Raw genomic sequence first — 25,617 nt, forward strand, 5'->3', positions numbered from 1 at the left:
CCCCCCACAAGTCGGGCACGGGCCGGACGCGTACGCCCGCCCGGACGTTACTGATGAGTAGTAACCTGACGGCATGACTCCCGAAGAGCTCGCCGCGGTCGGCCTCCGCCTCGACGTCGTCGACGCCGTCGCCACGATCACCCTCGACCGACCCGAGGTGCGCAACGCGCAGACGCCGGCCATGTGGCTGGCCCTCGCCGAGCTGGGCGCCTCGTTGCCTGCGGAGGTCAGGGTCGTGGTGGTCACGGGGGAGGGCGAGACGTTCTCCGCAGGTCTGGACCGGGCGATGCTCGACCCTGCCAACTCCGGCGAGGGCACCGTGCTGGGGCTGCTGGCACTCAGCGACGAGGAGGCGTCCGCGCGGATCGAGGAGTTCCAGCGCGGCTTCACGTGGCTGCGCGACCCGCGCTTCGTCTCGATCGCGAAGGTGCGCGGCCACGCCATCGGCGCCGGCTTCCAGCTGGCGCTGTCGTGCGACCTCCGCGTGGTCGCCGACGACGCCAAGCTGTCGATGAAGGAGTCGGCGCTCGGGCTCGTGCCCGACCTCACCGGCACCAAGCCCCTGGTCGAGCACGTCGGGTACGCCCGGGCGCTGGAGCTCTGCGCGACCGCGCGCGTCGTGACGGGGGAGGAGGCGGCGCGCATCGGGCTCGCCACGGCGTGCGTCCCGGCGGCCGAGCTGGACGGCGCCGTCGCCGACCTGGCGGCTGCACTGGTCGCCCCGATGCCGGGGGTGCTCAGCGAGACCAAGGCGCTGCTGCAGGGTGCTGCCGACCGCGACCTCGACGGGCAGCGCCGCCTGGAGCGCGAGGCGCAGGTACGCCGGTTCCGCGCGGTCGCGGCGGCGTTCGCGGGCTGACGCCCGCCGACCGCCGACTGCGGTGTCGGCGGGGCGAGGAACAATCAGGCCCCGTCGCGGGTTGACGCGGGTGGACCTCAGGAGGAGTTTGCATGTCGATGGGACCGGGTGCTGGTGGCCCGCCGTGGCGACACCTGCGCAGTGACCGGAGCGTCGTCGACAACAAGATCGAGCGCAGCACGCTGCGCCGGGTGGTCGCCTTCGCCCGTCCGCACCGCAGGCTGATCGTCGCGTTCCTGGCCGTGACCGTCCTCGACGCCGCCCTGGTCGTGGCGCCGCCGCTGCTGCTCAAGGCGATCATCGACGACGGCGTGAGCACCGGTGACACCTCGCTCGTGGTGCTGCTGGCGGCCCTCGTGGCCGTCGTGGCGGTGGTGAGCGCCGGGTTCGGCCTGATCACCGGCTGGCTGTCGAGCCGCATCGGCGAGGGACTGATCTACGACCTCCGCACCCGTGTCTTCGCCCACGTGCAGCGCCAGTCGCTCGCGTTCTTCACCCGCACCCAGACCGGGGCCCTCGTCAGCCGGCTCAACAACGACGTCATCGGTGCGCAGCGGGCGTTCACCTCCACGCTCCAGGGCACCGTCTCCAACATCATCGCCGCCGTGGTGGTCGGCGTCACGATGCTCTTCCTGAGCTGGCCGGTGACGCTGCTGTGCCTGGCGCTCTTCCCGATCCTGCTGCTGGCCTCGCGCTGGGTGGGCAACCGCCTGGCCGACCTGTCGCGCGAGCAGATGGACGGCAACGCCGACCTCGGCAACGCCATGACCGAGCGCTTCAACGTCGGCGGGGCGATGCTGCTCAAGCTCTTCGGCCGGCGCGAGGTGGAGGACGTCGCCTACGCGCAGAAGGCCGCGGTCGTCCGCGACCTCGGCATCCGGATCTCCCTGCTGACCCGCATCTTCTTCGCCGCGATGATGCTGGTGCCGTCCCTCGCCACCGCGCTCGTCTACGGCATCGGCGGCTGGCTCGCCATCCGCGGCGACCTGTCGGTCGGCACGATCGTCGCACTCGGCGTCCTGCTCACCCGGCTGCTCGGTCCCCTCCAGGGCCTCTCCAACGTCCGCATCGACGTGATGACGGCCCTCGTCAGCTTCGACCGCGTCTTCGAGGTGCTCGACCTGCCGTCGCTGATCCAGGAGAAGCCGGACGCGGTCGTGCTGCCGCCGACGGCGTCCCGCCTGGAGTTCGACCACGTCGCCTTCACCTACCCGCGCGCCGACCAGATCTCCCTCGCCTCGCTGGAGACCGTCGCGCGCACCGAGTCGCGCGACACCGGCCAGGTGCTCCACGACGTCACGTTCACCGCCGAGCCGGGACAGATGGTCGCGCTCGTCGGTCCGTCCGGTGCCGGCAAGACGACCGTGACGCACCTCGTGGCCCGGCTCTACGACGTCGAGTCCGGCGCGGTGCGCGTCGGCGGCCACGACGTGCGCGACGTGACCCTCGAGTCGCTGGAGGACGTGGTCGGCTACGTCACCCAGGACGCCCACATGTTCCACGACACCATCCGCGCCAACCTGGTCTACGCGCGCCCCGAGGCGAGCGACGACGAGGTGTGGGCGGCCCTCGAGGCGGCGCAGATCGCCACGCTGGTGCGCTCGCTGCCCGACGGGCTCGACACCGTCGTCGGCGACCGGGGCTACCGCCTCAGCGGCGGGGAGCGGCAGCGGCTCGCGATCGCGCGCCTGCTGCTCAAGGCCCCGGCCATCGTGGTGCTCGACGAGGCCACCGCCCACCTCGACAGCGAGTCCGAGGCGGCGGTGCAGCAGGCGCTCGACGCCGCGCTGGAGGGGCGTACGTCCCTCGTGATCGCCCACCGGCTCTCCACGGTCCGCAACGCCGACCAGATCCTGGTCCTCGACGACGGCCGGGTCGTGCAGCAGGGCACCCACACCGAGCTGATGGCGGCCGGTGGCCTCTACGCCACGCTCCACGCGACGCAGTTCCAGGCCGACCGGGCCGTGCCCACGCCCGGCTAGCGGTGCTCCGGCTGGTCGGCGCGGTCCTCCGCGTCGTCCTGGTCGAGCCGGTCGCGCCACGTACGTCGGCGGGCGCGGGCGGGCTGCGCGGGCTCGGTGCCGGTCGGCTCCGGCGCGGGTGACTCGTTGCTGCCCCAGGGGCCGCGGCCGCCGCGCCACTCGTCGTAGATGAGGTAGAAGAACCCGAAGATGGCCAGCGCCCCGAAGAACCACCACTGCAGGCCGTAGAAGAAGTGCGGCCCGTTGTCGAGCTCGGGCAGCTCGACCGGCACGAGCGGTGTCTCGGGCTCCGGCGACTCCGAGCGCAGGTCGACCCAGCCGCCGAGCACCTCGCGGCCGAGCGCCTCGGCGATGCGGCTGCTGTTGACGGCGCGGGTCGACTGGTCGGTGACCTCCGCGCTGTCGCCCTCGGCGTCGCTGCGCACCCAGCCGGTCACCTCGACCTCGCCGGACGGCGGCTCGGGGACGTCGGCGGTGGTGGCGCCGCGGTTGTCGGTGGCGTACCAGCCGCGGTCGACGAGCAGGCTGGAGCCGTCCTCGAGCTCGAGCGGCACCACGACGTCGACGCCGGCGGCGCCCTCGCGCGTGCGGTAGCGCACGATCACGGTGTCCTCGACGGCGTAGGTGCCGGTGGCCTCCACGATGCGCCACTCGTCCTCCTTGGCCACCGACCGGCCCGGGGCCAGCACGTCGGTGACCGGGGAGGGGCCCGCCTTCTCGTTGCGCTGGATGACGTCGTTGCGCTCCTGGCGGTCCTCGAGGCGGTGGAACTGCCACTCGCCGAGCCGCCACGCGACCCAGGCCAGGAAGACGACGACGAGCGCGAAGGCGATCCAGCGGCGTGAGACCAGGAACCGCATCTTGTGCACGCGGCGAGGCTATCCGGCGCGTCCTGAGCGTTCCGGGGGTGGTGCGGAGCGCGTCGGTAGACTGTGACGATGACGACACCCCTCGCTGACCGCTTCGGCCGCGTGGCCACGGACCTGAGGGTCTCGTTGACCGACCGCTGCAACCTGCGCTGCAACTACTGCATGCCGGCCGAGGGGCTCGACTGGCTGCCCACGGAGCAGACGCTCAGCGACGACGAGGTCGTCCGGCTCATCACGATCGGCGTGGAGCGGCTCGGCATCCGCGAGGTGCGGTTCACCGGCGGTGAGCCGCTGCTGCGGCGCGGCCTGGTCGACATCGTCGCGCGTACGCACGCCCTCGGCGTCGAGACGTCGCTCACCACCAACGCCCTCGGGCTCTCCCGCACCGCCGTCGCCCTCGCCGAGGCGGGGCTCGACCGCATCAACGCCAGCATCGACTCGGTGCGACCGGAGACCTTCGCGACGATCACCCGCCGCGACCGCCTCACCGACGTCGTCGCCGGTCTCGAGGCGGCCAAGGCCGCGGGGCTTGGCCCGATCAAGCTCAACGCGGTGCTGCTGCGCGGCACCAACGACGACCAGGCCGCCGAGCTGCTGCGGTGGAGCGTCGCCCATGGCTACGAGCTCCGCTTCATCGAGCAGATGCCGCTCGACGCCCAGCACGACTGGAGCCGGGCCGCGATGGTCACCGCCGACGAGATCCACCAGGCGCTGTCCGCCGAGTTCTCGCTGACCCCCCACGGTGAGCCGCGGGGCAGCGCGCCGGCCGAGCTGTTCGACGTCGACGGCGGCCCGGCGACCGTCGGGATCATCGCCTCGGTGACCCGTCCGTTCTGCGGCGACTGCGACCGCGTCCGGCTGACCGCCGACGGTCAGGTGCGCAACTGCCTCTTCGCCCGCGAGGAGTCCGACCTGCGCACGGCGCTGCGCTCGGGCGCCGGCGACGAGGAGATCGCGGAGCGCTGGGTCATCGCGATGCTCGGCAAGCGTGCCGGGCACGGCATCGACGACGAGACCTTCCTCCAGCCCGACCGCCCGATGTCCGCCATCGGGGGCTGAGCGCCGGGCACTCCCATGACGTCCGGGACTCAGCGCTCGGTCCGGTGCTCCACGACGTCCTTCAGGAAGCCGCGGGCGCCCAGGAAGTCGGACAGCGAGGAGCGGTGCTCCTCGCACGCGAGCCACGACTTGCGGCGCTCGGGGGTGTGGATCTTGGGGTTGTTCCACTGGAGGTCCCACACGGCGTCGGCCTGGCAGCCCTTGGCCGAGCAGATGTCACGGTCGGGGTCCATCGGCGTCCTCTCGGCAGGGGGTACGGCGGGGCTCCGCCGGACATGAGAAGTGCCGGACAGCCACGGGGGGAAGCTGTCCGGCACTCAGAGCTCGCGCAGACGGGGGATGCTGCGCTCGCACGGTGAATCATTCCAGACGGGTGGATGAAAACCAAACTTGTCGCGCACCGCGCCCGACCGAGGTTTTCCTCAGTCCGTGTCGTCCTTCGCCGCGAGTTCGTGGGCCCCGGCGTTGGCCGGAAGCGTGAATCCGTCGTGACGCTGGTCGTTGGCGTTGGCCATGACCACGGCGAAGAGCGGCAGGAAGACGGCGGCCGCGACGAGCACCCACCGCAGCGCCCCCGGGCCGACCGCGACGGCGGCGACGAAGCACACCAGGCGGATGCTCATCGACCACGCGTAGCGCCGTTGGCGCGAACGCATGTCGTCGGCGGCGTTGCTGCGAGCCGTGGTGATGCGCACGGCATCGGACTTGGCCATGGGGTCGAGTCTACGTCGCTAGGCTCGGAGAACCACGGGCCCGGGGACGGTCCGCACGACGCTCACCAGGAGGAAGCATGACCGACCGCACCTACCGCGTCACCGAGATCGTCGGGACGTCTCCGGACGGCATCGACCAGGCCATCCGCAACGGCATCGAGCGGGCCGGCAAGACGCTGCGCCACATCGACTGGTTCGAGGTCACCCAGGTCCGCGGCCAGGCCAAGGACGGGGCCGTCGAGCACTTCCAGGTCGGCATGAAGGTCGGCTTCCGCCTCGAGGACGAGTGACCCGGGCGGGCGGCGCGGCGTGATTCCGGATACCCCCCGGTAATCACTAGCGTCGGGGAGCGTGAGCGAGATTCCCGAAACCACCCCCGCGCCCCGGTCCGTCCTGGTGACGGGAGGCAACCGCGGGATCGGCCGCGCGATCGCCGAGGCGTTCATCGCCCAGGGCGACAAGGTGGCGGTCACCACCCGCAACGGCGGCGCGCCCGACGGCGCGCTCGACGTGCGCTGCGACATCACCGACCCGGACGCCGTCGACGCGGCGTTCGCCCAGGTCGAGGAGGCCCACGGCCCGGTCGAGGTCCTGGTGGCCAACGCCGGCATCACCAAGGACACGCTGCTGCTGCGGATGAGCGAGGACGACTGGTCGTCGGTCATCGACACCAACCTCACCGGCACGTTCCGGCTCGCCAAGCGGGCCGCGAAGGGCATGCTGCGCCTGCGCCGCGGGCGGATCATCCTGATCTCGTCGGTGGTCGGCCTGCTCGGCTCGGCCGGGCAGGTCAACTACGCCGCGTCGAAGGCCGGCCTCGTCGGCCTCGCGCGCTCGCTCGCCCGCGAGCTGGGCAGCCGCTCGATCACCACCAACGTCGTCTCGCCCGGCTTCGTCGAGACCGACATGACCGACGTCCTCACCGACGAGCAGAAGGCCGCGATCAGGACGCAGGTCCCGCTGGGTCGCTACGCCACGCCCGCCGAGGTCGCGTCCGCCGTCACCTGGCTCGCCTCCGACGGCGCCGCCTACGTCACCGGCGCCGTGATCCCCGTCGACGGCGGCCTCGGCATGGGCCACTGACGCCCCCACCTGCTCCGCCACCTCCTCTGCCCGACCACGACCCGACACGAAAGGTCCACAGACATGGGAATCCTCGACGGCAAGCGCATCCTGGTCGCCGGCGTGACGATGGACAGCTCCATCGGCTTCGCCACCGCCAAGGTCGCCCAGGAGCAGGGCGCGACGGTGCTGATCTCCAACTTCGGCCGCGCGCTCGGCATCACCCGGCGCATCGCCAAGCGGCTCCCGGAGGAGCCCCCGGTGCTGGAGCTCGACGTCACCGACGAGAGCCACCTCGCCGGCCTGGCCGACCAGGTCCGCGAGCACGTGGACGGCCTCGACGGCGTCGTCCACTCGATCGCCTACGGCAACCCCGACACGTTGCTGGGCGGCAAGTTCATGGACGGTCCGTGGGACGACGTCGCACAGGCCGTGCAGGTCTCGGCCTACTCGCTGAAGTCGCTGGCCGTCGCGACCAGGCCGCTGCTCTCGCGCGGCTCGTCGATCGTCGGGCTGACCTTCGACGCCACCACCGCGTGGCCGGCGTACGACTGGATGGGCGTGGCGAAGGCCGCGCTGGAGAACACCTCGCGCTACGTCGCGCGCGACCTCGGCCCCGAGGGGATCCGCTGCAACCTCGTCTCCGCCGGGCCGCTGAAGACCCTCGCCGCCAAGGCGATCCCGGGGTTCGGCGACCTCGAGTCGGCGTGGAAGGACCGCGCGCCCCTCGGGTGGGACGAGTCCGACCACACCCCGACCGCCCAGGCCGTCGTGGCCCTGCTCAGCGACTTCTTCCCGGCCACGACCGGTGAGATCGTCCACGTCGACGGCGGGTTCCACGCGATGGGCCTGTAGCACCGGCGCCGTGCTTCGGTAGTTTGCGCGCGTGACCTCACTCGCCGAGCTGCGCGTCCTCGAAGGACCCAACCTCTACTTCCCGCGCGCGGCGATCAAGCTCACGCTCGACGTCTCCACGATCACCGAGGCCGACGAGGAGCGGGTGCTGCGGTTCGCGCGCCGCATCGGGCTGCGCACGACCCGTCCCGGCACGCCGGGCTCGGGATTCCGCCAGCGCTTCGCCCTGCGCGCGGTCGAGCGCCTGGTGCGCGCGGTCGCGGCCGAGGCCGGAACGCGCCGGCTGGCGGTCCGCGTCCGCCCGACGAGCGACCCCGACGTCGTGGTCGTGGCCTATCCGTGGCGCAACCGCGGGCGGGCCCGGGCCCTGGGGGAGGCGGTGGCCCGGGCCATCGACGCGCTGCCGACGCCCGACGTGGAGGCGGCCCTCGGCGCCGCTGCGGCGGAGGTGGCCGCCGCACCCGTCGGAGACACGCCCACCACGATCACGCCCACCATCCCGGTCGTCGCCGTCACCGGCACCAACGGCAAGACCACGACGAGCCGGATGATCGCCCACGTCGCCCGCACCAGCGGGCTGGTGGCCGGCTGGTCCAACACCGACGGCATCTACCGCGACGGCGTGCTCGTCGAGGCGGGCGACTACTCCGGACCCTCCGGCGCCGCGCGGGCGCTGGGACTCGACGGCGTGCAGCTCGCCGTGACCGAGACCGCCCGCGGCGGCATCCTGCTCAAGGGCATCGGCATCACCCGCAACGACGTGTCGGTGGTGACCAACGTGACCGCCGACCATCTCGGGCTCCAGGGCATCGACACGGTCGACCAGCTCGCCGAGGTCAAGTCGGTCGTCCCGCGGATCACCCGCAAGGGCGGCTGGGCGGTGCTCAACGGCGACGACCCGCGCGTCCTCGCGATGCGGGGCGTCATCTCCGCCCGACCGTGGATCTTCAGCCGCGACCCCGACTCGCCGGCCGTGCGCGACGTGCTCACCGACGGCGGGCGCGCCACCACGGTGATCGACGGCTGGATCACCGTCCTGGCCCCGGGGGCCGACCCCGACCCGCTGGTCGAGCTGGTCGACGTCCCCATGACGCTCGCCGGCCTGTCGCGCTTCAACATCGAGAACGCGCTCGCCGCCGCCTCGGCCTCCCTCGCCGTCGGGATCGCGCGCGAGCACGTCGTCGCCGGCCTCACGTCGTTCCTCCCCGACGCCGAGCACAACCCCGGGCGGATGAACTTCTTCTCCCTCCCCGGCGACGTCTCGGTCGTGATGGACCTCGCCCACAACGAGGCGGGCCTGGAGGCGCTGCTCGAGATCATGGGCGGCGTACGACGTCCCGGCGCGCGCCTGCTCCTCGGCCTCGGCGCCGTCGGTGACCGCACCGACGAGCTGATCGACGCGCTCGGCGAGATCGGGGCGAAGGGCAGCGACGTCGTCGCGATCGGCCACAAGGAGTGGTATCTCCGCGGCCGCACGATGGACGAGATCGACGTGCTCCTGCGAGCCGGCGCCGCCCGGGTCGGTGTCACCGAGATCGAGACCCACACCACCGAGGTCGCCTGCCTGGCCTCACTGGTCGGGCAGGCGGCGCCGGGCGACGTCGTCGGCCTGATGTGCCACGCGGAGCGCCAGGAGGCCTACGACTGGATCGCCGCCCACGGCGGCACCCCCGACAGCCCCGAGGTGCTGTCGGCCAAGGTGCGCGCGGCCGGCGGTGGGGCTCAGCCGGCCTTGGCGGCCGTGAACGGCACGTCGCCGGTGTCGCACTCGGGGCCGCTGACGCGGTAGCTCCCGGACGCCCCGCCCGCCGGGTCGAGCGCGACGGAGTAGGTGAAGGTCGCCGGGTAGAAGTCGTCGAGGAAGGTGTGGGAGACGCTGCCGTCGTGGTGGACCAGCGAGCGGCCGAAGCTGGAGAGGTCGCCGTAGGAGTGGGTGCCGCAGACGAGCTTGCGGGTGACCGCGAGGTCGTCGAGGACCTTCCCGCCCGCCTCGAGCACGAAGGACACCGGGGCACCCGTCGCGTCCGTGCCGGCGAACGTGCCGCCGCGCGACGCCGTCGGCCCCACCCACGTCGCGCTGAACGGCTTGGGCTTGCCCTTGCACCCGAACAGCCCGGGCGCCGGGTTGGCCGAGCCCTTGACCTTGGTGCGGCTGGTGAAGCGGCCGGCGATGTCGACGATCGAGGACTTGCTGAAGCGGCCCTTGCGGACCTTCACCCGCGTGTAGGTGGTGTAGCCCTCCTCGCCCTCGGTGTCGTTGCCGCACCGGTAGAACACGACGGCCCGGCTCACCGACAGCCCGCCCTTGCGCTTGACCACGTCGAGGGAGAAGGCGGACTTCTGGCCCTTCGGTCCGAACGTGCCCTCGTAGGTGCCCACCTTCGGGCGTGCGGTGGCGCGCCGGTCGTGGTCGACGACGGCGTGCGCCGTTGAGGGGACGGCCAACGCCCCCAGGAGCAGGGGCAGGACGGCGAGGAGCAGCGGGGTGCGTCGAGTCATGCCCGCACCCTGCCCTTCCCTCCGCGAGCCAAACCTCAGGAGCTGGCGGCCGGCGTGTAGTCGGGATCGGCCGCGGGCGCGTCGGGGTTGGTCGTCGAGCCGGCCTGGGCCACCTCCGACCAGTGCTCCAGCTCGGCCATCACCTCGGCGTGCTTGTCGACGCAGACCACGACCAGGTCGCCCCGGTTGGCGCGGCTCATCGCGTGCCGCACGGCCTCGAGCTCGTCGAGCACCAGCTCGGCCTGCTTGCAGCGCGCGCCCTCGGCCATGGCCGTGCGTACGCCCTCCAGCACCAGCGCGGCGGTCGCCCCCCGCTCGCGGCCGCGCAGCGCGACGTCCTCGCGCACGATGCACACGTCGAAGTGCTGGGCGGCGATGTGGCCCAGCTCGACCATGTCCTGGTCGCGCCGGTCACCGGCGGTGGCGATGATGCCGATGCGCGAGGGCCGGGCCAGGTGGTGCGAGGACTCCAACGACTCGCCCACCCGGTCCACGAAGTCGCCGAGCATCCGCATGCCGGGTGCGTTGTGGCAGTAGTCGACGATCACGTTGACGCCGTTGACCTCGACCTCGTTGAGGCGGCCGGGGGAGAGGTAGTAGTTGGTGGAGAAGGTGCGCAGGCCCTGACGGATGTCGTGCAGGGGCGCGCCGGCGGCGAAGGCTGCGGCCGCGGCGGCGAGCGCGTTCTGGACGTTCATCCGCGCGCGCCCACTGAACGTCGAGGGCAGCAGGTGGGTCCACGCCAGCTGCATCTCCCGGCGGCCGTGCTGGACGACCATCATCTCGCCCCGCTCGGTCGGGTTGAGCACGATGGCCTTGCCCCCGCGGCGGCAGTGCGCGTCGATCATGTCGCGCACCTCGCTGCCGGGCTCCTCCATGGAGAACCACACGACCTGGCCCGAGCACTTGCGACGCATCGCGCGCACCAGCGGGTCGTCGGCGTTGAGGACGGCGTGGCCGTCGCGGGGCACGGCCTCGACGATGACGGCCTTGACGTCCGCGAGCTGCTCGACGGTGTCGATGCCGCGCAGGCCGAGGTGGTCGGGCTGCACGTTGAGCACCACCGCCACGTCGTTGCGCTCGTAGCCCAGGCCCTCGCGCAGGATGCCACCGCGGGCGACCTCGAAGACCGCGAAGTCGACGCGGGGGTTCTGCAGGACCATGCGCGCCGAGCGCGGGCCGGAGGCGTCGGCGCGGATCACCAGGCGCTCGTCGATCACGACGCCGTCGGTGGAGGTCATGCCGACCTTGCGGCCCATCCCCTTGAAGATGTGGCTGATCATCCGGCTCGTCGTCGTCTTGCCGTTGGTGCCGGTGACGGCGACGATCGGGATCCGCGACGGGGCGCCCGGCGGGAACAGCATGTCGACCACCGGCTTGGCGATGAACTGCGGCTCGCCGATGGTGGGGTGCGTGTGCATCCGGAAGCCCGGTGCGGCGTTGACCTCGCAGATCGCGCCGCCGGCCTCGCGGACCGGCTCGGTGATGTCGGGGCAGATGAAGTCGATGCCGGCGATGTCGAGGCCCACCATGCGGGCGGCCTCCTCGGCGATCTCGACGTTCTCCGGGTGCGCCTCGAAGGTGCGGTCGATCGAGATGCCGCCCGTCGACATGTTGCCGGTGAGGGCCAGCTTGACGGTCTCGCCCTCGGCGGGCACCGAGTCGAGCGTGTGGCCCTGGTCGGCGAGCACCTCGATGGCCGCCTCGTCGACCTTGATCCGGGTCAGCACCTTCTCGTGGCCCACGCCGCGCCGCGGGTCGGCGTTGGTCAGCTCGACGAGCTGCTCCACCGTCGAGGTGCCGTCGCCGGTCACGGAGGCCGGCACGCGCTCGGCGATCGCGACCATCCGGCCGTCGATGATCAGGCAGCGGTAGTCCTTGCCGGTCACGAAGGACTCGACGATGACGGTGCCGCGTCGCGACTGCCCCTCCGCGATCGGGAACGCCGTGCGCACGTCTGCCTCGTCCTGCAGGTCGAGGCACACGCCGCGGCCGTGGTTGCCGTCGAGCGGCTTGAGCACCACCGGGTAGCCGATGCGGCGCGCTGCAGCGACGGCCTGGTCGACGGAGCGGACCGACTCCTGCTTGGGCACGGGCAGCCCGGCGGCGCCGAGGAGCTTGGTGGTGAGGTCCTTGTCGGAGGCGATGTCGACCGCGATCGACGACGTCTCGGAGGTCATCGTGGCGCGGATCCGCTTCGCGTGGACGCCCTGGCCGAGCTGGACGAGGGAGTACTGGTTGAGCCGGATCCACGGGATGTCGCGCGAGACCGCCTCGTCGACGATGGCCTGCGTCGAGGGGCCGAACGCCGTCCGCTCGGCGCGGCGGATGAACTCGTCGCGCTCGGTCTCCCAGTCGAAGTCCGGGTCGCCCTCGACCAGGTGGTTGACCAGCCGCACGGCGAGGCTGCCCGCGGTGAGGCCGACGTTCTCCTCGATGTAGCCGTAGATGATGTTGTAGCGGCCGGGGTGGCCCTTGACCTGGCGGGTCTTGCCCCGGCGGATGTCATGGCCGACGAGCTGCTGGAGGGAGAGGGCGACGTGCTCGGCGACGTGACCGAGCCAGGTGCCCTCGTTGAGCCGCTCCAGGAAGCCGCCGCGGCGCCCGCGCGAGCACGAGTGCTCCCGCAGGCCCGGCAGCATCGACACCAGGTCGTCGGTGAAGCCGGGGAGGGTGTTGGTGGGGAACTGCTCGAGCGAGCCGAGGTCGACCACGAGGTGGATCGACTTGTCGTACGACCAGACGTTGGCGCCGCGGTAGACGCGCGTCTCCATGATCTCCAGGTCCGGTGTGGGCCGCTCGCTCATGCACTGTCTCCGTCGGTGGGCTGGCTGGGGGGCTGGCTGGGGGTCTCGGCGGGCTTGCTGCGACGCAGCTTGAGCCGTCGCCGGATGGCGGCGGGGGTCGCGTCGGCGGCGGCGATGTCGCGGGCCAGCTGGCGCAGGTCGCGTCCCGCCTCGGCGAGCTCGTCGGCGTCCTCCTGCTGGACGGCCGGGGGCTGCGGCACGAGCGTGCGGGTGGTCAGGTTGAACACGGCGTCCTCGGGGAGGGTGTGGAGGACGACGCCGCTTGCGAGCAGCGGCTTGGAGCGGGCGGCCTCGTAGGCGTCGGACACCATCCGGGAGCCGTCGAAGATGGTGACCGCACCCTTGCCGAGGACCCGCATGACGGTGTCGCCGTCGACGTCCTCCAGGAGGCCGCAGGTGTCCTCGTCGACGCCGATCCCCAGCAGCTGCGGGCTCTGCGCGACGATCATCAGCAGCCGGCCGTAGCGGTTGCGCTGGTCGAAGTGCTGGTCGACGACCGCGGACTCGATGAGACCCAGCCCTGCCGCCACCTGCGTCATCCGCTGCTTGGCGGTCGACCCGCCCACGCCGAAGGCGACCATGTGGGAGGACTGGACGCTGGCGCCGGCGGACGTGCCCGCCACCACCGCGCCGCGCTCGTGCGCGCGCCGGATCGCCTCGCCGACGGGCGTGCCGCACACGATGGCGGACAGCTTGAGCTGGTTGCCGCCCGTCATGAACACGCCGGTGGCCTCGTCGATCGCCTTCACCAGCACCGGGTCGTGGGCCTCGTCGCGCGACTCGGGGCGTACGGCGTCGACGCGGGCCGCCCCGAACTTGGTGAACAGCGCGTCGTAGACGTCGACGACCTCGCGGCCGAGCGAGGACGCCGTGGGGATCACCGCGATGTGCGCGTCCCTGCCACCGCTGAGTGCGACGAAGTGCTTGAGGATCGTCGGCTTGCGCATCTTGTCCTCGGCGCCACCGATGATCATGAGTGGTCCCTTGGGCATGACAGGCAGGCTAGCGGCTGGGATGGTGAGGCAATGCAGGAGTCAGTGAGTGACGCGGCCGGAGCGGGCCGGCGGCTGGTCGTGATGCGGCACGCCAAGGCCGAGCACAGCGCTCCCACCGACCACGCGCGCGCGCTGGCCGATCGGGGTCGCGCCGACGCGGAGGCCGCCGGGCGGTGGCTGGGCGAGCACGACGTCGACCCCGACGCGGCACTGGTCTCCGACGCGCTCCGCACGCAGCAGACGTGGGAGGGTGTCGCCGCCGGCGCCGGGTGGGACCCCGACGGCAGGGAGCTGTCCGAGGCCCTCTACGCCGCCGGCACCGACTCCGCCTTCGACCTGCTGCGCGACACCCCGGCCCGCGTACGCACGCTCGTCGTCATCGGGCACAACCCCACGATCGCCTCGCTCGCCGAGCTGGTCGACGACGGCGAGGGCGACACCGAGGCGGCGACCGCCATGATGACGCGCGGGTTCCCGACGTCGGCGGTCGCGGTCTTCGCCGTCGCGGGCGACTGGGCCGACCTCGGCCCCGGCACCGCCCGCCTGGAGGCGTTCCACCCCGGGGCCGCGTGAGCGCTCGGCACGTCGTGACCCGGCTGCGTGCCGCCGGGTGCGTGTGGGCCGAGGAGGAGGCCGTCCTGCTCGAGGAGGCCGCCACCTCCGACGGGGAGCTGGAGGCGCTCCTCGCCCGGCGCGTCGCCGGCGAGCCCCTCGAGACGGTGCTGGGCTGGGCCGGCTTCCTCGGACGCCGCCTCGTGGTCGCCGCGGGCGTCTTCGTGCCGCGCCGGCGCACCGAGCTGCTGGCGCGGACGACCCTCGACCACCTCGCGCGGTCCGACCGCCGGGTCGCCGGATCGCGGCCCGTCGTGGTGGAGATGTGCTGCGGCGTCGCGCCGGTCGCCGCGTGCCTGGAGGGCAGCGGGGCGCAGGTGCACGCCGCCGACGTGAGCCCGGCCGCGCTCGACTGCGCCCGGGCCAACGCGCCGTCGGCCGCACTGCACCTCGGTGACCTCTACGACGCACTCCCGCCCGGCCTGCGCGGCCGGGTGGACGTGCTGGCGGCCAACGCCCCCTACGTGCCGACCGACCGGGTCGCCGACATGCCGCCCGAGGCGCGCGAGCACGAGCCGCTGGTCGCGCTCGACGGGGGAGCCGACGGGGTCGACCTGCACCGGCGCCTCGCGCGCGACGCCGTCGGCTGGCTCGCGCCCGGGGGAGTGCTGCTGGTGGAGACCAGCCCTGCCCAGGCGCCGCTGACGACGGCCGCCATGGCCGGCGCCGGGCTGGACCCCCACGTGGTGGCCGACCCGGACGTGGGCGGCTGCGTCGCCGTCGGCGTACGCCCGGCGACGGTCAGTCGGTGAGTGGCGGCGCCGGCGTGGTGATGCCCACGGCGGCGTCGGCCTCCTCGATCTGCTCGCGGGAGATGCCCAGCAGATAGAGGATCGCGTCGAGGTAGGGCACGTTGACCGACGTGTCCGCGGCGTCGCGCACCATCGGCTTGGCGTTGTAGGCGATGCCGAGCCCCGCGGCGTTCAGCATGTCGAGGTCGTTGGCGCCGTCGCCGATGGCAATGACGGCGTCGAGCGGGACGCCGACCTCCGCCGCGAACTCGCGCAACGCCGCCGCCTTGCCGGCCCGGTCGACGACGTCGCCGACGATGCGGCCGGTGAGTCGGCCGTCGACCACCTCGAGCTGGTTGGCGCGCGCGAAGTGGATGCCGAGGTCGGCCCTGAGCCGGTCGGTGATCTGGGTGAAGCCGCCGGAGACGATGGCGAAGCGGTAGCCCAGCCGGCGCAGCGTGCGCACCATCGTGCGCGCTCCCGGAGCCAGCTCGATGGAGCGGTAGACCTCGTCGAGCGCGGACTCCGGGACGCCCTCGAGCAGCGCGACGCGCTCGCGCAGGGAGGCCTCGAAGTCGAGCTCGCCCCGCATCGCCGCCTCGGTGACCCGGGCGACCTCGGCCTGCTGTCCGGCATGGGCGGCGAGCATCTCGATGACCTCGCCCTGGATGAGCGTGGAGTCGACGTCCATGACGATGAGTCGGATGCCCCGGCGGTGCAGCGAGTCGCGCTGCACGGCGAGGTCGATGCCCTGCTTGACCGCCTCGACGGACAGCAGCGGGCGCAGCGTGTCGGCCGGCGCGCCCGAGACGTGCATCTCGATGGCGGTGACCGGGTAGCGCGCCATCCGCTCGATCCGGTCGATGTTGGCGCCCGAGTCGGCGATGCGGCCCGCGATCGCCGAGATCGCCGAGGCCTTGAGCGGGCGCCCGATGATCGTGATGTGCGAGCGGTCGCCGGGTCGGCTGCGGTTGTCGCCCGCGCCGCGCTCGACCTCGACGCTCATCCCCAGGTCGGCGGCGGTGCGCTCGATGACGTCGCGCAGCCGCTTCCAGTCGCGGGGCGCGGTCACCAGGATGCCGAGCACCAGCCGGCGGCGCAGCACGATCTGCTCGATGTCGAGGACCTCGACCCCGGCGCCGGCCAGGGCGGCGAAGATCGCTGAGGTGACGCCAGGCCGGTCCTTGCCCGTGAGGGTGACCAGGAGAGTCTTCGGCTCGTCTTCCATCGTGCTCAGAAGGCTAGACCCGCCGCGCCGATCACGTCGCCCCGGTCCGTCCCGCGGGCGGCACGATCACCTCGGGCTCAGCGACCCGGTCGGCAACGTGCTGGGCGTCTGGTCGACGTCATGGCCGCTCAGGGCTCGGGCCACACCTCGGGCGAGCACGCCGCCACGACCGCCCGCCGGGCGGCGCGGCCCAGCGGCCGCAGCAGGTCGCGACGCCGCTCGGCCTCGAACGACGACAGCGCGCCGCCGTCGTCGGCCAGCGCGAGGTCGACGATCGCCCAGGCCTGGAGGCCGCGCGCGGCGAGGTCGACGCAGCGCGGCGGGGTGCCCAGTGGCGCGTCGAGGTCGGGCCGGTGGTGCAGGTTCATCAGCGCGTCGGCCGCCTCCGGCCGCCACCGCGCGACGTCGAGCGCCGCGAGGTCGCCCGCCGCCGCGAGCAGCGCGGCCCGCAACGACCGGTCGGCCTCACCGACGTCGGGGAGCTGGCGGCGCGACGCCGCGAAGGGGTGCCACTGCACGGTCTCGCCCTGCTCGTCGGGCACCAGCCCTAGATCGCCCGCCACCACCGCCTGCCCCGCCTCGAGCGCGGCGGCGTTGAAGTCGTGCGGTCCGCCCAGGCCCAGCGGGTCGCCGTCCACCGGCAGCGCCAGTCCGGCGTACGAGGCCCCGGCGCTCCTGGCCTGCAGCAGCAGGTCGAGGGCGGAGCCGCCGTGCAGCAGGTGGGTGTCGTCGGCGAGCGCATCGAGCACGTGGTCGGTCTGCTCGTGCCCGCGCAGCCAGGCGGTCAGCCACCAGGCGAGGGTCGCCGAGTGGGGAAGGGCGAGGGACGTTCGCGACATCGCGGGCGACGTTACTCGTCGTCCTCCGCCCGTCGTGTCAGGCGGGGCCCTGCCCACGATGCTGGATAGGGTGACGGCCATGGTCGCCGTCATCGAGCTCGCCGGGGTCACGGTGCGCCGTGGCCGGTCGCTGCTGCTCGACGACGTGAGCTGGGTGGTCGAGGACGACGAGCGCTGGGTGGTGCTCGGGCCCAACGGCGCCGGCAAGACCACCCTGCTGCAGGTCGCCGCCGCGCAGCTGCACCCGACGTCCGGCGTCGCGGGCATCCTGGACGAGGTGCTCGGCACGACCGACGTCTTCGAGCTGCGTCCGCGCATCGGCCTCACCAGTGCGGCGCTCGCCGACCGCATCCCGCGCTCCGAGCTGGTCAGGGACGTGGTGGTGTCCGCCTCCTACGGCGTCCTGGGCCGGTGGCGCGAGGCCTACGACGAGCTCGACCACGACCGGGCCGCCGACCTGCTCGCCGAGGTCGGGGCCGACCACCTGGCCGAGCGCACCTTCGGCACCCTCAGCGAGGGGGAGCGCAAGCGCGTGCAGGTCGCGCGGGCGCTGATGACCGACCCCGAGCTGCTGCTGCTCGACGAGCCGGCCGCGGGTCTCGACCTCGGCGGGCGTGAGGACCTGGTGGCGACCCTGTCGCGGCTGGCCCTCGACCCGGACTCGCCGGCGACGGTGCTGGTCTCCCACCACGTCGAGGAGATCCCGCCTGGCTTCACGCACGCGCTGCTGCTGCGCGAGGGCCGGGTGGTCGACTCCGGCCCCATCGACGACGTGGTCACGGCCGAGTCGCTGTCGGCCGCGTTCGGCATGCCGCTCCTGCTGAGCCACTCCGACGGGCGCTTCGCCGCCCGGCGCCGGATCGACTAGCGCGTCCACCGGCGCGCCTCATGGCGCACTCGATAGGGTCGGGCCATGGACTGGATCCGCGACCACCTCTGGGAGACCTGGCTCGGCCTCTCGATCGTGCTGGGCGTCGCCGAGATGTTCAGCCTCGACCTCATCCTGGCCATGCTCGCCGCCGGTGCGGTCGTCGGCATGGTCGCGGCCCTGTTGGGCCTGCCGCTCGTCGTGCAGGTGCTCGTCGCCCTCGGCGCCGCGACCGCGATGCTGGTCTTCGTCCGTCCGAGCTTCGTCAAGCGGCTGCACAGCGGTCCCGAGCTCTCCCTCGGCCACGGCAAGCTGGTCGGCTCGCGCTGCCTGGTGACCGAGGAGATCACCGGCCTGGCGCCCGGCCGGATCAAGGTGTCCGGCGAGATCTGGTCGGCCCTGCCCTACGACGAGAACCTGCGGATCGCACCGGGGGAGACCGTCGAGATCCTCCAGATCAAGGGCGCGACCGCCTACGTCCACCCGGTGGCCACGCTCGAGCCCTGAGCGACCCGCAGCCACCGCATCACAGACCCGCACACCCACACGTCCACACCAAGATCGGGGGAGACCAGTGCCGTCCGCATTGCTCGTCCTGCTCGTGCTCGTCATCCTGTTCGTCGTCGTCATGCTCGCCAAGACGGTCCGCATCGTGCCCCAGGCACGGGCTGCGATCGTCGAGCGCTTCGGCAAGTACAAGGGGACGCTGTCGGCAGGACTCAACATCGTCGTTCCGTTCGTCGACAAGGTGCGCTACCTGATCGACCTGCGCGAGCAGGTCGTGAGCTTCCCGCCCCAGCCGGTCATCACCGAGGACAACCTGGTGGTGTCGATCGACACGGTCATCTACTTCCAGGTGACCGACCCGGTGGCGGCGACCTACGAGATCGCCAACTACATCCAGGCCGTCGAGCAGCTGACCATGACGACCCTGCGCAACATCGTCGGTGGCATGGACCTCGAGGAGACGCTCACCAGTCGCGACGAGATCAACACCCGCCTGCGGGGCGTGCTCGACGAGGCGACCGGCAAGTGGGGCATCCGGGTCAACCGCGTCGAGCTCAAGGGCATCGACCCGCCGCCGTCGATCAAGGACTCGATGGAGAAGCAGATGCGGGCCGACCGCGACAAGCGCGCCCAGATCCTCACCGCGGAGGGTGGCCGCCAGGCCGCCATCCTCACCGCGGAGGGCGAGAAGCAGTCGTCGATCCTGTCGGCAGAGGGCGACCGGGAGGCACAGATCCTGCGCGCGCAGGCCGACCGTGAGGCGCAGATCCTGCGGGCACAGGGTGAGGGTCAGGCGATCCAGACGGTCTTCCAGGCCATCCACGACGGCCAGCCCGACCAGTCGCTGCTCGCCTACCAGTACCTCCAGATGATGCCGAAGATCGCCGAGGGCAGCGCCAACAAGGTGTGGGTCATCCCCTCGGAGATCACCAAGGCGATGGAGGGCCTGGGCTCCTCGATCCACGAGATCGCCGGCATCCCCAAGGACGCCACCCCGCGCACCCGCGTGGACATGGGCCCGACCGACCCGCAGCTGCCCCGCTCGTCGGCCGACCCGGAGATGCGCGCGACCAACGAGGCGGTCCAGCAGGCGATCGCCGAGGCCGAGAGCGCCGCCAACCCGGGACGTGGCTCCCGCTCGATCGACCCGGCGACCGCGACCGAGGGCGACGAGCCCACTGACCCCGGAGCGCCTGCCGGCCAGTGAGTCCGACCGAAGCGGTGCTGGTCGTCCTCGCAGGAGTGGCGGCCGGCACCATCAACACTGTGGTGGGGTCGGGAACGTTGATCACGTTCCCGACCCTCCTGGCGTTCGGCGTCCCTCCGGTGACGGCCAACGTCAGCAACAACGTCGGCCTGGTGCCGGGCAGCGTGTCGGGGGTCATCGGCTACCGGCGCGAGCTCGCCGGCCAGCGGGCGCGGGTGCTGCGGCTGGGGGCGGCGTCGCTGATCGGCGGCACCGCCGGGGCGCTGCTGCTGCTGTGGCTGCCGTCCGCAGCCTTCGACACCATCGTGCCGGCGCTGATCGGCCTCGGCGTGGTGCTGGTCGTGCTGGGCCCGCGCATCCAGCGCTCGGTGGCCGCTCGCGCGGAGGAGCGCGGTGGCATCCCCGACCACGGCGTGTGGTGGGTGTGGCCGGCGGTCGCGCTGGCCGGTGTCTACGGCGGCTACTTCGGCGCGGCCCAGGGCGTGCTGCTGATGGCGATCCTCGGCATCGGCGTCGCCGACTCCATGCAGCGTCACACCGCCACCAAGAACGTCCTCGCCCTCATCGTCAACGCGATCGCCGCCGTCGTCTTCATCGCGGTCGCCGAGATCGACTGGGAGGTCGCCGGCCTCATCGCGCTCGGCTCGGTCGTGGGCGGTCAGATCGGCGCCGGCGTCGGGCGGCGGCTGCCGCCCGACCTGCTCCGCGCCGTGATCGCCGTCGTGGGGGTCGTGGCCCTCGTCGCCCTCGTCTCCTGAGCAGGCTCCCCGGGGGCATGCCTGGGTTCAGGCCGGCTCGCAGACGCAGAGCGCCCGCCAGTGGCCGTGCTTGAGCGGTCTCGTCTCCGCTCAACCACCCGGATCCGGGTGTCCCAGCGGGGATGAGACCGTCCTAGTGGCCTTGCGCGGGCGGTGGGAGGGCAGCGGCCGTGCTGCTCGACCAGGTCAAGGGGGCGATCGCAGGACGGGCCCGGACAGAATGACAACCCGGCCGCGCGGTGCCGTACGCACCTCGACGCGTACGGGATGGCCGCCGGACGCCCCCGACCGCGTCGCCGTAGCCGATCGCGCAGCTAGTCCGCCCGACCGTCGCCGGCGCCGGGTTCGGGCTTCTCCACCCACGCCTCGAGCCACGTGCCGAGGACGTCGTAGACCCGGGTGCGGATGCCGGGGCGCGACAGCACGACGTCGTGCACGGCTCCCTCGATCGCGACCGACGTGACGTGCCGGCCGACCGAGGAGGCCCAGCGCCGGATCTGCTCGACGTCGAGCACGATGTCGTGCGTCGCCGCGGTCTCCTCGGTCTGCTCGCCGAAGAAGGACCGGGCCGAGGACAGCACCAGGGTCGGCCGGTCGATGTCGAGCCCGGCGTGGAGCAACGCGTGTCCGCGGCGGACGGCGCGGAGCCACCCGACGTGGACCGGGCGTGACTCGATCGGCTTCCACGTCAGGTCGTAGTCCCACTCCCCGCCGTACTCGCGGTGGAGCGAGCGCCCGTAGACGGTCCTGATCCGGCGCGGGACCTCCTGCATCGGGCGTCTGCGGCCGAGCCGCTCGATCGCCAGCCGGGTCGCCGGGCCGCGCAGCCACGCGGCACCGTGCATGTCGAACCAGGGGGAGTTGAGCACCATCGCCGCGAGCTCGGCGGGCCGCCGCTCCCGCACCCACAGGGGCACGGTGAGGCCACCGGTGGAGTGCGCCGAGGCGATCACCGCGCGGTGCCCGTCACGGTGCGTGATCCGCCACCAGGCGAGATCGATCTCGGCGAAGTACTCACCCAGGTCGGCGACGTAGTGGGGGGTCTGGTGATCCCGCAGCGACCGGCCGTACTTGCGGAGGTCGAGGGCGTAGAAGGTGTAGCCGCGATCGGCCCACCACCGGGCGTACTCGGTGTGGAAGAAGTAGTCGGCGAAGCCGTGCACGTGGAGCACCGCGCGACCGTTGGGGCGGGCGGGCCTGAGGCGCACGAGGGTCGCGACGACGGCACCCTCGGCGTCGGGCGGGAGGGAGATCGTCTCCGCCTCGAACTCCGGGCCGAGGACGTCGGCCTGCAGCGGGACCAGGGACATGTGACGAGCCTATCGAGACCGAAGGGGTGGACTTTCGGGGTTCGGCCTCGGGGGGCTCCCGGCGCGACCTACTCTTCGGTCGTGTCGAACGCGCTGGGATCCGTCGCGCGCGGTCTCGTGTCCTACGTGCAGCAGCGCGTCGCCGGCTGGCGCACGGGTTCGCGCGGCAGCCAGGCGTTCCTCCTGACGGTGCTGGTGGCGCTCGTGGGTGGTGCCGTCGGAATCGGCATGCTGAGCGAGACCATCGTCCCGGTGACGCTCTGGTTCCTCTTCCTGATGCTCGGGCTGATGCTGCTCCGCTTCATACCGCTGCTCGTGCTCGCAGCGGTGCTGATGGGCGTCGCCTACTGGACCTCCATCCAGACGGGCTTCGCCGCCGCGAGCCGCCAGGCCGCCCTGCTGACCCTCGCCGTGGCCATCATGCTGGCGATCCACCAGTCCAGCCGCCAGCGCTCGGGACTGCCGATGGCGCTGAGCGAGGCGGTGCTGAGCCAGCTCCGCGACCGGCTGCAGCGCCAGGGCGTCGTGCCCGCGCTGCCCAACGGCTGGCGCTCGGAGTCGGCGACGATCACCGCCCACGGCCCCAGCTACGCCGGCGACTTCCTCGTCGCCGACCTGCGCGAGGGGCGCTGGCTCGAGATGGCCCTCGTCGACGTCTGCGGCAAGGGCACCTCGGTCGGCCCGCAGGCGCTCCAGTTCGCCGGCGCGCTCGGTGGCCTGATCGGCGCCCTGCCCCCCGCCGAGCTGATGGCGGCGGCCAACCACTTCCTGCTCCGCCAGGACTCGGACGAGTCGCTGGCCACCGCCGTGCACATCAAGGTCGACCTCGTCACCGGCGACTACACGATCACGAGCGCGGGCCACCCGCCGGCGCTCCACTGGCACCTCGGCGAGCGCGGCTGGTCGATCGACAACGCGCGTGGCATGGCGCTGGGCGTGATCGACGAGGCCGAGTTCGTGCCCAGCCGGGGCCGGCTGCGCCCCGGTGAGGCGTTGATGTTCTACACCGACGGCGTCATCGAGTCGTCCGGGCGCGACCTCGACGAGGGCATCGACTGGCTGCGCGACGTCGCGCTGCGGGCCGTCGACGCGCGCGGCTTCAACGGCATGCCCCAACGGGTGCTCAAGCAGGTGCCCCGCGGCGACGACGATCGGGCGATGCTCGTCCTCGAGCGCCAGCCGCTGACGTCCCCCGAGCGCGACGCCGACCGGCTGCGCGGGCTCGGCGGCGCGCGCTAGCGGCTCGGTCAGGCGCCGCGGGAGTAGAGGTCGCGGATGACGTCCTCGATGGCGGGCTCCTGGATCGACAGGTCCGCCACGTCGTACGCCGCGGCGACGGCCGCCACGACGGGTGCGGCGCTCGCGTCGGCCGGGAACGACAGCCACTGCCTCGGCCCCTCGACCCGGCGCACGCTCGCCCCCGGGACGACGATGGGAGGCGCCTCGTCGACGAGGTCGACGACGAGGGTGCGCGACGACCCGCCCTCGGCGTGCAGGCCGGCCAGCGAGCCGTCGTAGACCGACGTGCCGTCGTCGATGACGATCACCCGGTCGCACAGCGCCTCGATGTCCTGCAGGTCGTGGGTGGTCAGCAGCAGCGTGGTGCCGCGCTCGGCGTTGAGCGCGCGCAGGAACTCGCGCAGGCGTCCCTTGCTGACGACGTCGAGCCCGATGGTGGGCTCGTCGAGGTAGAGCACCTCCGGGTCGTGGAGGAGCGCGGCGGTGATGTCACCGCGCATCCGCTGGCCGAGGCTGAGCTGCCGGACCGGGGTGTCGAGCTGCGGGCCGAGGTGGAGCAGGTCGACGAACCGGTCCAGGTTGTCGCGGTAGCGCTGCGGCGGGATGCGGTACATCTTCTGCAGCAGGTCGAACGAGTCGCGCAGCGGCAGGTCCCACCACAAGGTCGAGCGCTGGCCGAACACGACCCCGATGCGCCGCGCGAGCTCGACCCGGTCGCGGCTGGGGTCGAGTCCCGCGACCTGCACGTCCCCGCCGGTGGGGACGAGGATCCCGGTGAGCATCTTGATCGTGGTCGACTTCCCGGCGCCGTTGGGCCCGATGTAGCCGACCATCTCGCCGGCGTCGACGCAGAACGTGAGGTCGTGCACGGCGCGGACCGACTCGCGCACCCGCCGCCGACGACCCTCGACCCGGCGGCGGACGACGAAGGTGCGCTCGAGGTCACGCACGTCGATCAGGCTGGACATCTCAGCTCCCGGTGGAGGTGTAGTGGCGGACGCCGGAGCGCCACACGAGCAGGGCGACGGCCATGGTCAGCAGCCCGGCGACGGGGGAGGCGAACTGGAGCGCCTCGGGCATCCCGGCAGGGTCTGGCCGCCCGAGCAGGTAGAGGCACGGGTACCAGTTGACGAACGCGATCGGCACCACGAACGTCAGCCCGACCAGCACCTCGCGCGGGAAGATCGAGAGCGGGTACTGCGTGACCGTCGCGCCTCCGTAGGTGAAGGCGTTGGCGAACTCCGTGGCATCGGTCGTCCAGAACTGCACGCACGAGAACCCGACGAACAGCCCGAAGAACACCAGCGCACCGCTGGCCAGCATCGACACCGCCACCAAGACGCGCAGCGGCGTCCAGTCGACGTAGGTGCACGCCCAGCCGAAGAAGGCGCTCGCCTGCGTGAGGCGCCCCAGCCGGCGCAGCGTGAACTGGTCGGCGCACACCTGCAGGAGCAGCGGCACCGGCTTGGTCATCATCTGGTCCAGCCGGCCGGTGCGGATGTAGGTGCCGATCCGCTCGACGCTGCCGATCGCGGTGTCGGCCAGCGCGAGCGCCAGGGACGCGCTGCCGTAGAGCAGCGCGACCTCGTGCAGCGAGAAGCCGGCCAGGTCGTCGAGGTGGGCGAACATGATCCACAGCCCGACGAAGTCGAGGCCGGTGATGAGTCCGTTGCCCACGGCCAGCAGCACGAACGAGGCGGGGTACTGCCACGCCGCACGGATCCACAGCCACGCGATCTGCGCGTAGGTGCGCAGGTGGCGACCGGGCGCCGCCAGCACTCGCTCAGCCACCCTGCACCACCACCTTGCGCGTGGCCAGGCGCAGGACGCCGTGGCAGGCCGCGAGCAGCACCACCGCCCAGAGCACCTGGAAGCCCAGCGCGGCGACCAGGCCGGTGCCGGTGTGCTTGCCGAGCCAGACGTCGGCGGGCACCTGGACGTACGACGCCCACGGCAGGGCCCGCGCGAGCGTGCCGAGCCAGCCGGGGAACAGGACCAGCGGGAGCATCATGCCGCTGAAGAAGATCGCGAACGCCCCGCTCATCACCCTGACTCCCGACTGGTCGAGCAGCCAGAAGGCGGTGCTCGCCACCAGGAAGCGCACCGAGAAGCTCACCACCACGGCGAGCACCAGCGACACCGCGAAGGCGAGCCCGGCCAGCGGTGAGGCGGGGAGCGAGATGCCGAAGACCACGATGCCGATGAGCGTGGGCCCCAGGCCCCGGGTGAGGAGGTGGTAGGCGGCGCGGCCGAGGTCGCTGGCGAGGTACCAGCCGACGATCCCGACCGGCCGGTAGAGGTCGATCGCCACGTCTCCGGTCCGGATCCGCTCGGCCAGGTCGTCGGTCGACCCGCCGCCCCAGAGGGCGATCGTCATCAGCAGCGCCTGCCCGAGCCAGACGTAGGTCACCGCGTCCTGCTGGTCGTAGCCCCCCGCGGTGGGGTTGGCCTTCCAGAGGGCGATGTAGGCGAAGGAGTAGATGACGCCGAAGACCGAGTTGGTGAAGATCCCGGCGAGCGTGGCGGCCCGGTAGGTGGAGTAGCGACGGAACGTGCGGGTCGCGACGGCGACGTGCAGCATCCCGTTCCCCCCTCACGCGAGTCGATTCCCGGCCCTC

26 protein-coding genes are annotated in these 25,617 nt (G+C 72.5%); 14 read left to right on the plus strand and 12 right to left on the minus strand.

Going from position 1 to position 25,617, the window contains the following annotated elements:
- Nucleotides 1-73 precede the first annotated feature (73 nt).
- Together AC3X7Z_RS18155 and AC3X7Z_RS18160 are read left to right on the plus strand one after the other, a co-directional pair.
- The gene (locus AC3X7Z_RS18155) at nt 74-859 is read left to right on the plus strand and encodes an enoyl-CoA hydratase/isomerase family protein (RefSeq protein WP_489976805.1); all 786 of its coding nucleotides are present in this window, start codon (nt 74-76) and stop codon (nt 857-859) included.
- Between the two features lie 98 nt (nt 860-957).
- The gene (locus tag AC3X7Z_RS18160) at nt 958-2,841 is read left to right on the plus strand and encodes an ABC transporter ATP-binding protein (protein WP_489976862.1); all 1,884 of its coding nucleotides are present in this window, start codon (nt 958-960) and stop codon (nt 2,839-2,841) included.
- Here the strand turns inward: AC3X7Z_RS18160 and AC3X7Z_RS18165 are convergent.
- Nucleotides 2,838-3,701, minus strand: coding sequence for an SURF1 family cytochrome oxidase biogenesis protein (locus tag AC3X7Z_RS18165; RefSeq protein WP_489976863.1), 864 nt, complete (start codon nt 3,699-3,701; stop codon nt 2,838-2,840). The genes AC3X7Z_RS18160 and AC3X7Z_RS18165 overlap by 4 nt on opposite strands.
- Before the next feature lie 78 nt (nt 3,702-3,779).
- On the opposite strand from AC3X7Z_RS18165, the gene moaA reads away from it, so the two are divergent.
- Complete coding sequence (gene moaA, locus AC3X7Z_RS18170; RefSeq protein ID WP_489976806.1) at nt 3,780-4,769, plus strand: GTP 3',8-cyclase MoaA; 990 nt, start codon at nt 3,780-3,782, stop codon at nt 4,767-4,769.
- A 29-nt stretch (nt 4,770-4,798) separates the two neighbouring features.
- On the opposite strand, the gene AC3X7Z_RS18175 is transcribed toward moaA, so the two are convergent.
- Nucleotides 4,799-5,002, minus strand: a complete 204-nt coding sequence (locus AC3X7Z_RS18175; RefSeq protein ID WP_186342557.1) for an acetone carboxylase — start codon at nt 5,000-5,002, stop codon at nt 4,799-4,801.
- 189 nt (nt 5,003-5,191) lie between these two features.
- Complete coding sequence (locus AC3X7Z_RS18180; RefSeq protein WP_186342556.1) at nt 5,192-5,482, minus strand: DUF3099 domain-containing protein; 291 nt, start codon at nt 5,480-5,482, stop codon at nt 5,192-5,194.
- Between the two features lie 77 nt (nt 5,483-5,559).
- Between AC3X7Z_RS18180 and AC3X7Z_RS18185 the strand changes: the two genes are divergently transcribed.
- The 4 genes from AC3X7Z_RS18185 (at nt 5,560) to AC3X7Z_RS18200 (ending at nt 9,188) form a co-directional block, all read left to right on the plus strand.
- Nucleotides 5,560-5,772 carry a dodecin gene (locus AC3X7Z_RS18185; protein WP_186342555.1) on the plus strand — a complete coding sequence of 71 codons (213 nt, stop codon included), beginning with the start codon at nt 5,560-5,562 and terminating at the stop codon, nt 5,770-5,772.
- 70 nt (nt 5,773-5,842) lie between these two features.
- On the plus strand, nt 5,843-6,565 hold the full coding sequence (gene fabG / locus AC3X7Z_RS18190; RefSeq protein WP_489976864.1) for a 3-oxoacyl-[acyl-carrier-protein] reductase: 723 nt from the start codon (nt 5,843-5,845) through the stop codon (nt 6,563-6,565).
- Between the two features lie 63 nt (nt 6,566-6,628).
- Nucleotides 6,629-7,399, plus strand: a complete 771-nt coding sequence (gene fabI, locus AC3X7Z_RS18195; protein WP_186342553.1) for an enoyl-ACP reductase FabI — start codon at nt 6,629-6,631, stop codon at nt 7,397-7,399.
- A 31-nt stretch (nt 7,400-7,430) separates the two neighbouring features.
- On the plus strand, nt 7,431-9,188 hold the full coding sequence (locus AC3X7Z_RS18200) for a Mur ligase family protein (protein WP_489976807.1): 1,758 nt from the start codon (nt 7,431-7,433) through the stop codon (nt 9,186-9,188).
- Here AC3X7Z_RS18200 and AC3X7Z_RS18205 read toward each other — a convergent pair.
- The 3 genes from AC3X7Z_RS18205 to AC3X7Z_RS18215 are packed head-to-tail and all read right to left on the minus strand — an operon-like array spanning nt 9,122 to nt 13,697.
- Nucleotides 9,122-9,898, minus strand: coding sequence for a hypothetical protein (locus AC3X7Z_RS18205; protein ID WP_489976808.1), 777 nt, complete (start codon nt 9,896-9,898; stop codon nt 9,122-9,124). The two genes, AC3X7Z_RS18200 and AC3X7Z_RS18205, sit on opposite strands and share 67 nt — an antisense overlap.
- A gap of 35 nt (nt 9,899-9,933) precedes the next feature.
- Entirely contained in the window at nt 9,934-12,705 is a 2,772-nt protein-coding gene (gene cphA, locus AC3X7Z_RS18210) for a cyanophycin synthetase (RefSeq protein WP_186342550.1), read from the minus strand.
- Nucleotides 12,702-13,697, minus strand: coding sequence for a cyanophycinase (locus AC3X7Z_RS18215; RefSeq protein ID WP_186342549.1), 996 nt, complete (start codon nt 13,695-13,697; stop codon nt 12,702-12,704). The genes cphA and AC3X7Z_RS18215 overlap by 4 nt, the downstream gene beginning before the upstream one ends.
- A gap of 33 nt (nt 13,698-13,730) precedes the next feature.
- On the opposite strand from AC3X7Z_RS18215, the gene AC3X7Z_RS18220 reads away from it, so the two are divergent.
- Together AC3X7Z_RS18220 and AC3X7Z_RS18225 are read left to right on the plus strand one after the other, a co-directional pair.
- Nucleotides 13,731-14,273, plus strand: a complete 543-nt coding sequence (locus AC3X7Z_RS18220) for a SixA phosphatase family protein (protein ID WP_489976809.1) — start codon at nt 13,731-13,733, stop codon at nt 14,271-14,273.
- On the plus strand, nt 14,270-15,064 hold the full coding sequence (locus tag AC3X7Z_RS18225; RefSeq protein ID WP_489976810.1) for a putative protein N(5)-glutamine methyltransferase: 795 nt from the start codon (nt 14,270-14,272) through the stop codon (nt 15,062-15,064). Before AC3X7Z_RS18220 ends, AC3X7Z_RS18225 begins: the two co-directional genes overlap by 4 nt.
- Here the strand turns inward: AC3X7Z_RS18225 and serB are convergent.
- The gene (gene serB, locus AC3X7Z_RS18230; RefSeq protein WP_489976811.1) at nt 15,054-16,271 is read right to left on the minus strand and encodes a phosphoserine phosphatase SerB; all 1,218 of its coding nucleotides are present in this window, start codon (nt 16,269-16,271) and stop codon (nt 15,054-15,056) included. The two genes, AC3X7Z_RS18225 and serB, sit on opposite strands and share 11 nt — an antisense overlap.
- 128 nt (nt 16,272-16,399) lie before the next feature.
- On the minus strand, nt 16,400-17,110 hold the full coding sequence (locus AC3X7Z_RS18235; RefSeq protein WP_186342545.1) for an Rv1486c family protein: 711 nt from the start codon (nt 17,108-17,110) through the stop codon (nt 16,400-16,402).
- Between the two features lie 79 nt (nt 17,111-17,189).
- On the opposite strand from AC3X7Z_RS18235, the gene AC3X7Z_RS18240 reads away from it, so the two are divergent.
- The 4 genes from AC3X7Z_RS18240 to AC3X7Z_RS18255 all read left to right on the plus strand — a co-directional run bounded on the left by AC3X7Z_RS18240 (nt 17,190) and on the right by AC3X7Z_RS18255 (nt 20,450).
- Nucleotides 17,190-17,978: an ABC transporter ATP-binding protein gene (locus AC3X7Z_RS18240; RefSeq protein WP_186342544.1), complete on the plus strand. Its 789-nt coding sequence runs from the start codon at nt 17,190-17,192 to the stop codon at nt 17,976-17,978.
- 45 nt (nt 17,979-18,023) lie between these two features.
- Nucleotides 18,024-18,485, plus strand: a complete 462-nt coding sequence (locus AC3X7Z_RS18245; RefSeq protein ID WP_186342543.1) for an NfeD family protein — start codon at nt 18,024-18,026, stop codon at nt 18,483-18,485.
- A gap of 67 nt (nt 18,486-18,552) precedes the next feature.
- Nucleotides 18,553-19,692: an SPFH domain-containing protein gene (locus AC3X7Z_RS18250; RefSeq protein WP_186342542.1), complete on the plus strand. Its 1,140-nt coding sequence runs from the start codon at nt 18,553-18,555 to the stop codon at nt 19,690-19,692.
- Entirely contained in the window at nt 19,689-20,450 is a 762-nt protein-coding gene (locus AC3X7Z_RS18255; RefSeq protein WP_489976812.1) for a sulfite exporter TauE/SafE family protein, read from the plus strand. The genes AC3X7Z_RS18250 and AC3X7Z_RS18255 overlap by 4 nt, the downstream gene beginning before the upstream one ends.
- Nucleotides 20,451-20,764: 314 nt before the next feature.
- Here the strand turns inward: AC3X7Z_RS18255 and AC3X7Z_RS18260 are convergent, their stop codons facing one another.
- A complete protein-coding gene (locus AC3X7Z_RS18260; RefSeq protein ID WP_489976813.1) occupies nt 20,765-21,760 on the minus strand; it encodes an alpha/beta hydrolase in 996 nt (331 codons plus the stop codon).
- An 81-nt stretch (nt 21,761-21,841) separates the two neighbouring features.
- On the opposite strand from AC3X7Z_RS18260, the gene AC3X7Z_RS18265 reads away from it, so the two are divergent.
- Nucleotides 21,842-22,999: a PP2C family protein-serine/threonine phosphatase gene (locus AC3X7Z_RS18265; protein ID WP_489976814.1), complete on the plus strand. Its 1,158-nt coding sequence runs from the start codon at nt 21,842-21,844 to the stop codon at nt 22,997-22,999.
- An 8-nt stretch (nt 23,000-23,007) separates the two neighbouring features.
- Here AC3X7Z_RS18265 and AC3X7Z_RS18270 read toward each other — a convergent pair whose 3' ends face one another.
- The 3 genes from AC3X7Z_RS18270 to AC3X7Z_RS18280 are packed head-to-tail and all read right to left on the minus strand — an operon-like array spanning nt 23,008 to nt 25,580.
- Nucleotides 23,008-23,967 (minus strand): ABC transporter ATP-binding protein, encoded by a 960-nt coding sequence (locus tag AC3X7Z_RS18270; RefSeq protein WP_489976815.1) that lies wholly within the window; start codon nt 23,965-23,967, stop codon nt 23,008-23,010.
- A 1-nt stretch (nt 23,968) separates the two neighbouring features.
- Complete coding sequence (locus tag AC3X7Z_RS18275; protein WP_489976816.1) at nt 23,969-24,790, minus strand: ABC transporter permease; 822 nt, start codon at nt 24,788-24,790, stop codon at nt 23,969-23,971.
- Nucleotides 24,783-25,580 carry an ABC transporter permease gene (locus AC3X7Z_RS18280; protein ID WP_489976817.1) on the minus strand — a complete coding sequence of 266 codons (798 nt, stop codon included), beginning with the start codon at nt 25,578-25,580 and terminating at the stop codon, nt 24,783-24,785. The genes AC3X7Z_RS18275 and AC3X7Z_RS18280 overlap by 8 nt, the downstream gene beginning before the upstream one ends.
- Nucleotides 25,581-25,617: the final 37 nt, after the last annotated feature.

The organism is Nocardioides sp. Z24_21, assembly GCF_058134345.1.

Coding starts and splice junctions, on each gene's coding strand:
- AC3X7Z_RS18155 (WP_489976805.1), top strand. CDS start 74: ATGACTCCCGAAGAGCTCGCCGCGGTCGGCCTCCGCCTCGACGTCGTC.
- AC3X7Z_RS18160 (WP_489976862.1), top strand. CDS start 958: ATGGGACCGGGTGCTGGTGGCCCGCCGTGGCGACACCTGCGCAGTGAC.
- AC3X7Z_RS18165 (WP_489976863.1), bottom strand. CDS start 3,701: ATGCGGTTCCTGGTCTCACGCCGCTGGATCGCCTTCGCGCTCGTCGTC.
- moaA (WP_489976806.1), top strand. CDS start 3,780: ATGACGACACCCCTCGCTGACCGCTTCGGCCGCGTGGCCACGGACCTG.
- AC3X7Z_RS18175 (WP_186342557.1), bottom strand. CDS start 5,002: ATGGACCCCGACCGTGACATCTGCTCGGCCAAGGGCTGCCAGGCCGAC.
- AC3X7Z_RS18180 (WP_186342556.1), bottom strand. CDS start 5,482: ATGGCCAAGTCCGATGCCGTGCGCATCACCACGGCTCGCAGCAACGCC.
- AC3X7Z_RS18185 (WP_186342555.1), top strand. CDS start 5,560: ATGACCGACCGCACCTACCGCGTCACCGAGATCGTCGGGACGTCTCCG.
- fabI (WP_186342553.1), top strand. CDS start 6,629: ATGGGAATCCTCGACGGCAAGCGCATCCTGGTCGCCGGCGTGACGATG.
- AC3X7Z_RS18205 (WP_489976808.1), bottom strand. CDS start 9,898: ATGACTCGACGCACCCCGCTGCTCCTCGCCGTCCTGCCCCTGCTCCTG.
- cphA (WP_186342550.1), bottom strand. CDS start 12,705: ATGAGCGAGCGGCCCACACCGGACCTGGAGATCATGGAGACGCGCGTC.
- AC3X7Z_RS18215 (WP_186342549.1), bottom strand. CDS start 13,697: ATGCCCAAGGGACCACTCATGATCATCGGTGGCGCCGAGGACAAGATG.
- AC3X7Z_RS18220 (WP_489976809.1), top strand. CDS start 13,731: ATGCAGGAGTCAGTGAGTGACGCGGCCGGAGCGGGCCGGCGGCTGGTC.
- serB (WP_489976811.1), bottom strand. CDS start 16,271: ATGGAAGACGAGCCGAAGACTCTCCTGGTCACCCTCACGGGCAAGGAC.
- AC3X7Z_RS18235 (WP_186342545.1), bottom strand. CDS start 17,110: ATGTCGCGAACGTCCCTCGCCCTTCCCCACTCGGCGACCCTCGCCTGG.
- AC3X7Z_RS18240 (WP_186342544.1), top strand. CDS start 17,190: ATGGTCGCCGTCATCGAGCTCGCCGGGGTCACGGTGCGCCGTGGCCGG.
- AC3X7Z_RS18245 (WP_186342543.1), top strand. CDS start 18,024: ATGGACTGGATCCGCGACCACCTCTGGGAGACCTGGCTCGGCCTCTCG.
- AC3X7Z_RS18260 (WP_489976813.1), bottom strand. CDS start 21,760: ATGTCCCTGGTCCCGCTGCAGGCCGACGTCCTCGGCCCGGAGTTCGAG.
- AC3X7Z_RS18270 (WP_489976815.1), bottom strand. CDS start 23,967: ATGTCCAGCCTGATCGACGTGCGTGACCTCGAGCGCACCTTCGTCGTC.
- AC3X7Z_RS18280 (WP_489976817.1), bottom strand. CDS start 25,580: ATGCTGCACGTCGCCGTCGCGACCCGCACGTTCCGTCGCTACTCCACC.